The organism is Magnetospirillum sp. 15-1 (genome assembly GCF_900184795.1).
In the GTDB taxonomy this organism is placed as follows: Bacteria; Pseudomonadota; Alphaproteobacteria; order Rhodospirillales; family Magnetospirillaceae; genus Phaeospirillum.
Genome location: NZ_FXXN01000028.1, coordinates 227,971 through 240,243, shown reverse-complemented (window position 1 = coordinate 240,243; position 12,273 = coordinate 227,971). Strand labels below are relative to the sequence as shown.

The window sequence follows — 12,273 nt, the reverse complement described above, 5'->3', positions numbered from 1 at the left end:
AATCTCCTGACTGCGCCGGATATTCACCGCCATATCGGGATTCCCATGAGCACCCGCAATCTGAAGTCCCTGTTCCGCCCGCAATCCATCGCCGTTGTCGGAGCCTCGACCAAGCCGAAGAGTATCGGTTCGGTGGTGATGCGCAATCTGCTGAAAGGCGAGTTCGCCGGGCCGGTGATGCCGGTCACCTCCGAACATGCCTCGGTGGGGGGCGTGCTCGCCTATCCCGACGTGGCCTGCCTGCCCAAGGCTCCCGATCTGGCGTTGATCTGTACGCCGCCCGCCACCGTTCCCGGCATCCTGCGCACCCTGGGCGAGCGCGGCACCAAGGCGGCCTGCGTCATGACCGGCGGCCTGCATCTCGAGCGGGCCGAGGACGGCTCCACCATGCTGGAACAATCCCTGGCGGCCATGCGGCAGTACGGCATGCGCCTGCTGGGTCCCAATTCCATGGGCATCCTGGTCCCCGGCATCGGGCTCAACGCCAGTTCGTCCCACGAGAACGTCCTGCCCGGCAAGCTGGCCTTCGTCTCCCAGTCGGGCGCCCTGTGCACGGCGGTGCTGGACTGGGCGCGGGCCCGCGAGATCGGCTTTTCCCATTTCATCCATCTGGGCACGGCCGGGGTCGATTTCGGCGACGTGCTCGACTACCTGGGCAGCGATCCCGGCACGCGCGCCATCCTGCTCTATATGGAATCCATCCGCGAGCGGCGCAATTTCATGTCGGCGGCCCGCGCCGCCGCCCGCAACAAGCCGGTGCTGGCCATCAAGGCCGGGCGTTCCCGGGAAGGCGCGCGCGCCGCGGCCTCCCACACCGGAGTGCTGGCCGGCTCGGATCTGGTGTTCGATGCCGCCATGCGCCGCGCCGGCATGCTGCGCGTCCAGGACATCGACGAAATCTTCGGCGCGGTCGAGACCCTGGCCCGCTCCAAGCCCATGAAGGGCCGGCGGCTGGCCGTCCTCACCAATGGCGGCGGCATCGGGGTCATCGCCGCCGACGATCTGGCCGGCATGGGCGGCGAACTGGCCCAGTTGCCCGACGACGTGAACGACAAGCTGAAGGCGGTGCTGCCCCCCGGCTGGTCGCCGGGCAACCCCGTCGACATCTCGGGCGACGCCGACGGCGACCGCTACGTCAAGACGCTGAACATTCTCTCGGAAGCCAAGGCGGTGGACGCCGTGCTGGTCATGCACGCTCCCTCGGCGGTGTCCGACCCCACCGACGTGGCGGCGGCGATCATCAAGACCGCCAAGGACCGGCCGCGCGCCAACGTGATGACCTGTTGGGTGGGCAACGAGGCGGTGGCCCGCGGCCGCCACCTGTTCAGCGGCGCCGGCATTCCCACCTACGACACGCCGCGCGCCGCCATCCAGGCGTTCATGCACCTGCTGGAATACCGCAGGAACCAGGAACTGCTGATGGAAGTCCCGGCCTCGGCGCCGACCGACTTCGTGCCCGACACCAAGCGGGCCCGCTTCCTGATCGACGAGGCCCTGGCCAAGGGCGGCGGCACCCTCAACGAGCCGGAGGCCAAGGCGGTGCTGGAGGCCTACGGCATTCCCACCGTCGAGACCCATGTGGCGCGCAGCCCGGCCCTGGCCGGCAAGATCGCCATGGCCATGAAGGAGCCGGTGGCGCTCAAGATTCTCTCGCCCGACATCCTGCACAAGTCGGATGTGGGCGGCGTGATGCTGAACCTGCAGGGCGCCTTCGAGGTGGAGAAGGCCGCCCACGCCATGCTGGAGCGGGTCAAGACGGTCTATCCCGACGCCCGCATCGACGGCTTCACCGTCCAGAGCATGGCGCGGCGCCCCGGCGCCCAGGAACTGATCTGCGGCGTCGCCACCGACCCGGTGTTCGGACCGGTGATCATGTTCGGTCAGGGCGGCATCGCCGTCGAGGTCATCGCCGACCGGGCCATGGCCCTGCCGCCGCTCAACATGAATCTGGCGGCCGACGTGATCTCGCGCACCCGGGTGGCCCGCCTGCTGGAGGGCTATCGCGGCCGTCCGCCCGCCAACAAGGAGGCCATCCAGCTGGCCCTGGTGCAGTTGTCCCAACTGGTGGTCGACTTCCCCGAGATCGTCGAACTGGACATCAATCCGCTGTTCGCCGACGCCCACGGGGTGCTGGCGCTCGACGCCCGCATGGTGGTGGCCCCGGCCAAGGCCGGCACCGACCGCCTCGCCATCCGCCCCTACCCCAAGGAGCTGGAGGAGTGGTTCACCATGACCGACGGGCGCAAGACCTTCCTGCGCCCCATCCGGCCCGAGGATGAGCCCAACCACCACATCCTGGTATCCAAGCTGACCCCCGAGGACATCCGCTTCCGCTTCTTCGGGCTGGTGCACGAGTTGCCCCATTCGGAAATGGCGCGGCTGACCCAGATCGACTACGACCGCGAGATGGCCTTCATCGGCGAGATCGACAAGGCCGAGGGCGGCCGGGAAACGCTGGGCGTGGTACGCACCGTCACCGATCCCGACAACGAAGCCGCCGAATTCGCCATCGTGGTGCGCTCGGACCTCAAGGGCTCGGGCCTGGGCAAGCGCCTGCTGGTCAAGATGATCGATTACTGCCGCTCGCGCGGTACCCGGACCATCGTCGGCCAGGTGCTGAAGGACAACCAGCGCATGCTGGCCTTCGTCCAGCATCTGGGCTTCCTGCCCATCCGGACCATCGACGGCGACATCGTCGAGGTGGAACTGGAACTGCAGAAGGAACACCCGATCGGCCCCGATCCCACAGTATAAGCGGGGGGCATAGCCCTAAGCTGTTGCCGGATCAGTCAAGTTGCCGCAAGATGCGGCGGGGAAATCGGCGTTTGGGGATCTTGCCGTCATGTCGCTGCCTACGGTCATCGGATTTACGCTGAGCCTGCTGCTGTTTCTCGGCGCGATCGTCGAATCGACGACCAACTACAAGATCTTCCTTCACCTCACCGGCTTCCTGATGGTGGTCGGCGGCACCCTGGCCGCCACCAACGTGGGCTTCGAAGCCCGCTACGTGAAGCAGGCCCTGGGCAATATCAAGGCCATCTTCTTCTCGCCCAAGATGGCGCGCGGCATGCTGACCAACGAGGTGGCCCGCGTCATCCGCTGGGGCTACATGCTGCAGAAGAACGGCATCCAGGCCCTGGAAAGCGACGTGAAGAGCCTGAAGAACCAGGATGCCTTCCTGGCCTATGGCGTCAGCCTGGTGGTCTCGGGCTACACCGGCGAGGAGGTGCGGCACATGCTGGAAAACCAGGTGGAAACCACCTTCCAGCGCCACACCGTCTCGGTGGAAATCCTCAAATACATGGCCAGCAACGCTCCAGCCTTCGGCATGATGGCCACACTGGTCGGTCTGGTGATCATGCTCGACAACATGGGCGACGATCCCTCCAAGCTGGGCCCCGGCATGGCGGTGGGTCTGCTCGGCACCCTCTACGGCGTGCTGTTCGCCCGTCTGATCCTGATGCCGGCGGCGGAAAAAGCCCATCAGCGCGAATCCATCATCCGCTTCCGCAACATGCTGGTGGCGGAAGGACTGGTCCTGCTGGCCGAGCGGCGCAGCCCGCGCTTCATCCAGGACGCCATGAACTCCTATCTCGATCCCGCCATCCACTTCGACATCGACAAGGCGCCGAAGAAGTAACCGGGCAGGAGGCGCGACGGTCATGAGCAAGTTCCGCAAGGAAAACAAGGAAGCGGCCGAGGACTGGCTGCTCTCCTACGCCGATATGATCACCTTGCTGATGGCCTTCTTCATCATCCTGGTGTCCATGTCGAAGATCGACAAGAACAAGTACGAGCAGGTCCAGCAGGGCATGGCCAAGGATATCGGCATGCGCGAAAGCAAGACGCCGTTGCAGGACATGCGTTCGGAACTGCTGGGCCAGGTGGCCGGCGCCGGGGTGGACGATACCGTGGACGTGGGCAAGGACGACAAGGGTATCGTCCTCAATCTGGCCAGCGGTACCATGTTCAAGCCCGGTTCCGCCGAGGTCCGGCCGGAAATCCTGCCGCTGATGAAGGAAATCAGCGGCACCTTGAAGCAGGCACGGTTCGAGAATTACCAGATCGAGATCCAGGGCCACACCGACGACACCCAGATCAAGACGCCGCAATTTCCCAGCAACTGGGACCTTTCGGCGGCCCGCGCCCTGTCGACGCTCAAGACCATGAACGAGTTGGGTATTCCCACCACGCGCATGAAGATCGCCGCCCTGGCCGACAATGCGCCGCGCGTCCCCAACCACAGCGACACCGGCAAGGCCTATCCGGAAAATCAGGCCATCAACCGCCGGGTCGAGATTCACATCTATCCCCGATAGGTCGCTTCACTGGCCCCGGCAGGTCACTGGTTTCGGCGCTGCTTGGCCAGCACGTATTCCAGCCGCTTCAGCCCCAGCAGCTTCAGATGGGCCTCGCTGGCCCCCCTGGCGCCGACGATGGATATCTCGGTCAGCGTCGGGACGTGAAAGGCCGTCACCTTGACGGCATTGCCAAGGCGGATGAACTCGAACAACACCTCGGCCGCATCGATATCGGACTTCATCCCCAAATTCCTCGCGGCCTCCCAAGCCCCTAGGGCAACGGCAATTCGTCGTCGCCCAGTGGCTGGAAATACGCCGCCACCGCCAATTCATCCACCTCGGCCAGACTGGATGGGCTCCAGGCCGGCTGCCGATCCTTATCTACGACCTGAGCCCTGATTCCCTCAAGAAAATCGTGACCCTGGAGAAAATGCCAGGCGAGGCGGAACTCGCGCCGGATGGCGTCGTCGAAGTCCAGCCCCCGCCCCTCGCGTAATTGCCGGTTGGTCACCGCCAGACTGAACGGGGCGCGGCCCGACAGATCGCTCAGGGTATCCCAGGCCCATTGCCCGCCCTCCAGCCGCAGGGCCTCGATCACGTCGGCCAGCCGGCGATGGGCGAAACAGTTTTCCAGCGCCGCCACGTGGCGAAGCAGCGGCCCCTCGCCGGGCTCCTGATGGAAACGGGCCAGAACCGCCGCCACCGCGCCGTCGGGCTCGGCGGACTTGGCGGCCTCGCCCAGGGCGCGGCGCAGATCGTCCAGCCGCTCGGCCGGCACGAAATGCGTGGCGATGCCCGCCCACAGACAATCGGCCGGTCCCAATTGCTTGCCGGTCAGACCGAGATAAAGCCCCAGATGGCCGGGACAGCGGTTGAGAAAGTGGGTGGCTCCCACGTCGGGAAAGAAACCGATCCCGGTCTCGGGCATGGCGAAGCGGATGCGCTCGGTGGCGACACGATAACCGCCGTTGACCGACAGCCCGGCGCCGCCGCCCATGCAGATGCCGTCCAGCAGCGAGACATAGGGCTTCGGGTAGCGGTGGATGCGGCGATTGAGCCGGTATTCGGTACGGAAGACATCGCGGTTGAAGTCGTGGTCGCCGCGCCGGGCGGCGTCCCACACCATGCGGATGTCGCCGCCGGCACAGAATGCCCGCTCCCCCTCCCCCTCGATCAGAACCACGCCGATCTCGGGATCATCCTCCCAGCCGCTCAGGTAAGCGGTGATGTCGTGATACTGCCGCGCCGACAGGGCATTCAGCACCTTGGGGCGGTTGAGCACGATCCGGCCCAGCCTTCCGTCACGGTGCATCAGCGTCTCATCGATCATGCCCACTCCGTTAATCTATTAAATGAGTAGATTTATAATTGACAGGACAGAAAAATTCCGTGAAATTTTTTCCATTGCCAAAGAGGCATTCGTTGCCGACCCTTGCGCGGTCGAATATCAAGCCACTCTTCCGCCCCGGCGGCCAACCACAGGCCCAGCGGCCAACCACAGGAATGCGACGCCCATGACCGTCACCAGCACCAATCCCGAGACGATCGTTCTCCATGCCGGCTATCGCGCCGATCCGACCACCGGTGCCGTCGCGGTTCCCATCTACCAGACCACCTCGTACCAGTTCCGCGACACCGAACATGCGGCCAATCTGTTCGCGCTGAAGGAATTGGGCAACATCTACACCCGCCTGATGAACCCGACCACCGACGTGCTGGAACAGCGCCTGGCCGCCCTGGAAGGCGGCGTCGCGGCGCTGGCGCTGTCCTCGGGTCAGTCGGCGTCGACCTTCGCCATTCTGAACCTTGCCCAGGCCGGTGACAACTTCGTCACCTCCACCGACCTCTACGGCGGTACCTGGAACCTGTTCGCCAATACCTTCAAGCAGATGGGCATCGAGGCCCGCTTCGTCGACCCCGCCGACCCGGAGGCCTTCGTGCGCGCCACCGACGACCGGACGCGGGCGTGGTACGCCGAGACCCTGCCCAATCCCAAGCTGCAGGTGTTCCCCATCGCCGAGGTGGCCAAGCTGGCCAATCAGGTGGGCGTGCCGCTGATCGTCGACAACACCGCCTCGCCGGTGATCGCCAAGCCGCTGTCGCTCGGTGCCCACATCGTGGTCTATTCCTGCACCAAGTATATCGGCGGCCACGGCACCTCCATCGGCGGCGCCATCGTCGACGGCGGCACCTTCGACTGGGAGAAGCACGCCAAGCGCTTCCCACTGCTCAACGAGCCCGATCCCAGCTATCACGGCGCCGTGTGGACCCAGGCGGTCAAGCCGCTGGGCCCCATCGCCTACATCATCCGCGCCCGCGTCGTCCTGCTGCGCGATATCGGCGCCGCCATCAGCCCGTTCAACGCCTTCCAGGCGCTGCAGGGCATGGAGACGCTGCCGCTGCGCATGCGCGAGCATTGCCGCAACGCCCAGGCGGTGGCCGAGTTCCTGGCCGGTCATCACAAGGTAGCCAACGTCATCCATCCCAGCCAGCAGACCGGCGAATACCGTCGCCGCGCCGATGCGGTGCTGAAGGGCGGCTATGGCGGCCTGCTGGGCTTCGAACTGAAGGGCGGGGCCGAGGCCGGCCGGCGCTTCATCGACTCGCTGAAGCTGCTCTATCACGTGGCCAATATCGGTGATGCCCGCTCGCTGGCCATCCATCCGGCCAGCACCACCCATTCCCAGTTGTCGGCCGACGACCAGCTGGCCACCGGCGTCACTCCGGGCTATGTCCGCCTGTCCATCGGCATCGAGCACATCGACGACATCCTGGCCGACCTCAAGCAGGCCCTCGACGCCGCCTGAGGCCGTTTCAGCAAAAAAAGGGGCCGGTGCCGCGAGGGACCGGCCCCTTCCCGTTCATGGACGATTGTTCACTGGCGGGCGGGGGGGCATTATGCCATTTCCCGTTTGCCGTCACCTGCTGGAGACCCGGACCGTGCCGTCCTTCCTGCCCCACGCCGAATTCCCCCTGACCCGCATGCGCCGCAACCGCCGCGACGAATGGCAACGCCGCATCGTCGCCGAGACCAGGCTGTCGGTGGACGACCTGATCTGGCCGCTGTTCGTGGTCGAAGGCAACGGCGTGCGTCAGGCGGTGGCCTCCATGCCCGGCGTCGAGCGCCTGTCCATCGACCTGCTGGTCGAGGAGGCGCGCCGCGCCGCCGATCTGGGCATTCCCGCCATCGCCGTGTTCCCCTCGGTGGAGGCGTCGCTGAAGACCCCCGATGCCGCCGAGGCGGTCAATCCCGACAATCTGGTCTGCCGGGCGGTACGCGCCGTCAAGAAGGCGGTGCCCCGCCTGGGCATCATCTGCGACGTGGCACTGGACCCCTACAACAGCGACGGCCATGACGGACTGGTCATCGACGGCTATGTGCAGAACGAAGCCTCGGTCGAGATGCTGTGCCGTCAGGCGGTGGTCCAGGCCGAGGCCGGCTGCGACGTGGCGGCGCCGTCGGACATGATGGACGGCCGCATCAGGGCCATCCGCGAGGCCATGGACGGCGCGGGCTGCGACCATGTGCGCCTGCTGTCCTACGCCGCCAAGTACGCTTCGGCCTTCTACGGCCCGTTCCGCGACGCGGTCGGCTCCAAATCGGCGCTGAAGGGCGGCGACAAGAAGACCTACCAGATGGACCCGGCCAACACCGACGAGGCATTGCGCGAAGTGGCGCTGGACCTCGCCGAGGGCGCCGACATGGTGATGGTCAAGCCCGGCCTGCCCTATCTGGACATCGTGCGTCGCGTGAAGGAGGCCTTCGGCGTCCCGACCCTGGCCTATCAGGTGTCGGGCGAGTACGCCATGATGAAGGCCGCCGCGCTCAACGGCTGGCTGGACTGGGACAAGGTCATGCTGGAGAGCCTGACCGCCTTCAAGCGGGCCGGGGCCGACGCCGTCCTGACCTATACCGCCCCCGAGGCGGCCCGCCTGCTGGCCAGGTAACTCCCCTCTTTTACGGCATCGATCCCCATCGGTGCCGCCCCTTGCGGACATTGAACATTTGCGCTACGTAATTAACCAAAGTCAAGAACAGCCAAAGCCATCACGTCGTATGCTCCGCTCCTAACACCACACAAACAGGTGTTAAACATTCCTATTTCCGCCAGTACGGAAGGATCGAGACCATGACCAAGATCACGAGCCCGCTTTGCCGCAGTGCCCTCCTCTCGTTCTTCGCCCTGGCGCTGGCCGCGCCGGCTTTGGCCAACGACAAGGAAGTCGTCAATCCGGCCTGCAAGGCGGAACCCGAAAATCAGTGCGCCTTCGGCGAGCTGCGCAACGCCAATCTGGCCGGCAGGGACCTGCACGACGGCAATTACGACACCGCCCGGCTGGACGGCGCCAACCTGGCCGGCGCCAATCTGACGGGATCGAGCATGCAGGTGGCCAACCTGACCAAGGCCAATCTGTCCAAGGCCAAGCTGGTCCATACCCACCTCCACGCCGCCCAGTTGATGGGCGCCGACCTGTCGGGGGCCGACCTCGACGGCGCCACCATGACCAAGACCTTCGCCATGGGCGCCAATTTCAAAGGCGCCAATCTCGCCCACACCTCGCTGCAGGGCGCTGATTTCTCGGGTGCCATCTGGACCGACGGCCACGTGTGCAAGGAAGGCTCCATCGGCGGCTGTCGCTAAAGTCCTGACGGAAGGGTCGCCATCATGAGAATTTCCCTGCTCCTGCTTGTGGCCCTCGCCGTCACGGCCCCGCTTGCCGCGCGGGCCGACACGTCGGCTCCGGGCAAGAGTTTCAAGGATTGCACCTATTGCCCGGAGATGGTGGTGATTCCCGCCGGTTCGGTGATCGTCGGTAATCCCAAGGATTACGACGATCCCGAACCCGACGCCCCCAAGCGCCCGGCCATCGCCATCGCCAAGCCCTATGCCATCGGCAAGTACGAAGTCACCCAGGCCGAATGGGAAGCGGTGATGGGCTCCAATCCCAGCGAAAACAAGGGACCGACCAATCCCGTCGAGCATGTGGACTGGAAGATCATCCAGGAGTTCATCGCCAGGCTGAACGCCAAGTCGGGCCAGACCTACCGCCTGCCCACCGAGCCGGAATGGGAATACGCCGCCCGCGCCGGCTCGTCCGCCACCTATTCCTATGGCGAGGACGAGAAGAAGCTGGGGGAATACGCCTGGTATGTCAGCAATTCCGGCAACGTCACCCATCCGGTGGGCAAGCTGAAGCCCAATGCCTTCGGCCTTTACGACATGCACGGCAATGTCTGGGAATGGACCGCCGACTGCTACATGGAAAAATTCATCGCCGGGCTGAAGGACCAGAAATTCTCCAAGGACTGGGAAACCGGCTGCTACCGCGTGACGCGCGGCGGCTCAGTCCTCAACCTGCCCATGGCGGTGACCAGTTGGTACCGAGCGTCCCTGAAGCAACCGCTGCATAACGCCAATCTGGGCTTCCGGCTGGCCAAGACCCTGCAATAGGGATCAGAACGGCGGCGGAGCGTCGGGAGACAGAATCTCCATACCGCCGCCGAGAACCATGCCGCTTTCGCGCGGCAGGCAGGCCATGTTGAGCGACGAGGTGTTGCCGAAGACGTTCTCGGCGTTGCCGCGCGGGTTATGGGGCGAGTAAAGCGGCACCACGTGCCACCACAGCCGATAGCCCAGATCGAGGATACGGGCGATCAGGGCCGCCGATTTCTCCTTGCGGTCGTTCTCCACGTAGAGAACCGGACGCAGGCGGCCGATGGTCTCGCGGGCACCGTCGATAACCTCGGACTCGGCGCCTTCCACGTCGACCTTGATAAGCTTCAGCGCCGCCAGATTATAGGAATCCAGCGTCCTGAGCGGGCAATCCTCCCCCACCTCGCCGCCCAGGGACAGGCCGCCGAAATTCTCGACATGCGAGATATCCAGATACGGAACCTTGATGCTGCCGACCGTCCCGCCCAGCGCCACCCGCTCGGCCCACACATGCCGCAGGCCGTTGAGCAGCAGGTTGGCGCTCAGCACCGCATGAATGGAGCGCTGGGCCTCGAAGGCCAGTACCCGGCCGCCGGCTCCCACCAGCCCGGCCAGCGGCAGGGTCAGGCCGCCGATATTGGCGCCCGCCTCCACCACGGTGTCGCCCGCCCGAACGAACTGACGGAACAAGGCGGTCTCGCCCTCGGAATACTCGCCATAGGTGGCGATGGAGCGCCCCACCCAGATATCGCCCACGGGAAAGAGCATGGTCCCGTAACGGGTCGGCGCCATGCCCAGATAGGGCGGCAGATTGAGGGTGCCGCCGGTCACAACCCGCCCAGGCGCGAGCGCAGCCGCCATTCCGCCCAGAACGGCAGGATCATCACCACCACCATGACGGCCCAGACGCACATCTCCTGGTTCTCCCACAGGGCGCGGACCAGCAGCGGAATGCGGTCGGACCATTGGGGATGGGAGGTGATGAAATCGTCGCCGCGCGACAGTGCCCAGGCCTCGGACAGCGGTGCCGCCAGAGCGGAAAGGCCCAGGCCGGCCACGAAGCGCTTCGCCATGCCGAAGCCGTCGCCGCCGAACAGCCGGCCCACCGCGAAGGCCTCGTCCCAGGCCTTGCCCTGCACCGCCATGCGGCCGAGGGCGTAGAGGGTAAGACCGAAGCAGGGCATCAGGAACTCGATGGGCGGAATGTCGCGATAGCGGCCGTGCAGCAGCAAGGTGGCCCCCACCACGATGGCGGCGAAGCCGTAGACCGGCATGATCTTCTCGGCCAACGGCCAGCAAAGCCGCCTGGCGTCCCTGGCGAAGCCCTCGCCCGCCGCCCGCACGATCAGCAGGGCGAAGCCGGTATGCAGCAGGATGCGGACATAGGCCCAGGCATCCTCCAGCCAGTCATAGGCCATGGCGAAGGCGTTGATGGACTGCCAGACGATGAACAGCCCGGCCAGTTGGCCCAGCACGGCGACCAGCAGGCCGCCCTTGAGGTCATAGCGCTCGGGACGCCGCCACAGGAAGGCCAGCGACAGCGCGGTGCCGATCAGCACCGCCGCCGCCGCATGGCGCGGCCAGTCGGGGCTGGGCTCGACGGGTCCTGACATGGCGTATTTGACCCGGCGGTTCTCGTCCACCACGCCCCATTTGGCGCCGACGGTGCCTTCCAGAAAGGCCTTCCACGGCTGGTCGAAGGCCTCGACCACGTTGTAGTCGAAGCCGTTCTCCTTGGAAACCAGGGCCAGGGTGCGGACGAAGCGCGCCGCGTTCTCCATGTCGGCCACCGCCGGCCCGCGCGAGCGGCCGCGCGTCGGCCAGCCGGCCTCGCCGATCAGGATGGGCTTGCCGAACTGCTCGGCCATGCGGCGGTAGATGGCGACGATGTGCTTGGCGGCACCATCGACGCCGACCGGCTCGTCCTCCCAATAGGGCAGGATGTGGATGGTGAGAAAATCCACTTCCTTGGCCACTTCCGGGTATTTCAGCCAGAAGGCCCAGACGTCGGCATAGGATACCGGCTGCTTCACCGCCGCCTTGACCTTGCGGATATAGGCGATCAGTTGCTCGGGCGGCAGGTCCTGGCGCAGCAGCACCTCGTTGCCGACGATCACCCGCTTGATGACGTCGGGATAGGCGTTGGCCGCCTTGATCAGGGCATCCACCTCGGCGTCGTTGATGGCGGGCTTCTGGCCCAGCCATGCCGAATGGGTGACCTCGATCCCGTATTTGCGGCCCAGTTCCGGCACCACGTCCAGACCCTCGCGGCTGGTATAGGTGCGCACCCCCTTGGCGACGCCCACCAGACTCTTCATGTCGGCGGCGATCTGGTCCGAGGTCGGGTAGACCTTGGTGATCGGCCCCTGCCCCCGGCGGAACGGCGCGAAGGACACCGAGGGGAACGGCTCGTTGAACGACAGTTCCACCGGTACCGGCCGGTTGAACCACCACCAGCCGGCGGCATTGAGGACAGCCAGGACGAGGACGGCGAGAAGGGCGAGGAAACGGTTCATAAGGAACTCACGGACACCAGT

The 12,273-nt window shown here is 65.6% G+C and carries 11 protein-coding genes; 7 read left to right on the top strand and 4 right to left on the bottom strand.

Translation table 11 applies throughout. The annotated features are described in order from the left end of the window. Positions 1 to 45 precede the first annotated feature (45 nt). The 3 genes from CP958_RS22380 to CP958_RS22370 all read left to right on the top strand — a co-directional run bounded on the left by CP958_RS22380 (position 46) and on the right by CP958_RS22370 (position 4,319). Positions 46 to 2,754 (top strand): bifunctional acetate--CoA ligase family protein/GNAT family N-acetyltransferase, encoded by a 2,709-nt coding sequence (locus CP958_RS22380; protein ID WP_096704418.1) that lies wholly within the window; start codon positions 46 to 48, stop codon positions 2,752 to 2,754. A gap of 88 nt (positions 2,755 to 2,842) precedes the next feature. Beyond that, a complete protein-coding gene (locus CP958_RS22375; RefSeq protein ID WP_096704417.1) occupies positions 2,843 to 3,640 on the top strand; it encodes a MotA/TolQ/ExbB proton channel family protein in 798 nt (265 codons plus the stop codon). Between the two features lie 22 nt (positions 3,641 to 3,662). Beyond that, on the top strand, positions 3,663 to 4,319 hold the full coding sequence (locus tag CP958_RS22370) for a flagellar motor protein MotB (protein WP_096704416.1): 657 nt from the start codon (positions 3,663 to 3,665) through the stop codon (positions 4,317 to 4,319). A gap of 23 nt (positions 4,320 to 4,342) precedes the next feature. On the opposite strand, the gene CP958_RS22365 is transcribed toward CP958_RS22370, so the two are convergent. Beyond that, positions 4,343 to 4,543: a hypothetical protein gene (locus CP958_RS22365; protein WP_096704415.1), complete on the bottom strand. Its 201-nt coding sequence runs from the start codon at positions 4,541 to 4,543 to the stop codon at positions 4,343 to 4,345. Positions 4,544 to 4,572: 29 nt separating this feature from the next. Continuing rightward, a complete protein-coding gene (locus tag CP958_RS22360; RefSeq protein ID WP_096704414.1) occupies positions 4,573 to 5,631 on the bottom strand; it encodes an enoyl-CoA hydratase/isomerase family protein in 1,059 nt (352 codons plus the stop codon). Positions 5,632 to 5,815: 184 nt separating this feature from the next. Here CP958_RS22360 and CP958_RS22355 point away from each other — a divergent pair, with 184 nt between their 5' ends. The 4 genes from CP958_RS22355 to CP958_RS22340 all read left to right on the top strand — a co-directional run bounded on the left by CP958_RS22355 (position 5,816) and on the right by CP958_RS22340 (position 9,754). Then, complete coding sequence (locus CP958_RS22355; RefSeq protein WP_096704413.1) at positions 5,816 to 7,108, top strand: PLP-dependent transferase; 1,293 nt, start codon at positions 5,816 to 5,818, stop codon at positions 7,106 to 7,108. Between the two features lie 175 nt (positions 7,109 to 7,283). Next, positions 7,284 to 8,249: a porphobilinogen synthase gene (gene hemB / locus CP958_RS22350; protein WP_096704997.1), complete on the top strand. Its 966-nt coding sequence runs from the start codon at positions 7,284 to 7,286 to the stop codon at positions 8,247 to 8,249. A gap of 182 nt (positions 8,250 to 8,431) precedes the next feature. Further along, positions 8,432 to 8,944 carry a pentapeptide repeat-containing protein gene (locus tag CP958_RS22345; RefSeq protein ID WP_096704412.1) on the top strand — a complete coding sequence of 171 codons (513 nt, stop codon included), beginning with the start codon at positions 8,432 to 8,434 and terminating at the stop codon, positions 8,942 to 8,944. Between the two features lie 24 nt (positions 8,945 to 8,968). Next, positions 8,969 to 9,754: a formylglycine-generating enzyme family protein gene (locus CP958_RS22340; protein ID WP_242443071.1), complete on the top strand. Its 786-nt coding sequence runs from the start codon at positions 8,969 to 8,971 to the stop codon at positions 9,752 to 9,754. 3 nt (positions 9,755 to 9,757) lie between these two features. Here the strand turns inward: CP958_RS22340 and CP958_RS22335 are convergent, their stop codons facing one another. After that, on the bottom strand, positions 9,758 to 10,567 hold the full coding sequence (locus CP958_RS22335) for an FkbM family methyltransferase (RefSeq protein WP_096704410.1): 810 nt from the start codon (positions 10,565 to 10,567) through the stop codon (positions 9,758 to 9,760). After that, positions 10,564 to 12,252, bottom strand: a complete 1,689-nt coding sequence (locus CP958_RS22330) for an exo-beta-1,3-glucanase (RefSeq protein ID WP_096704409.1) — start codon at positions 12,250 to 12,252, stop codon at positions 10,564 to 10,566. Before CP958_RS22330 ends, CP958_RS22335 begins: the two co-directional genes overlap by 4 nt. Between the last annotated feature and the right edge of the window lie 21 nt (positions 12,253 to 12,273).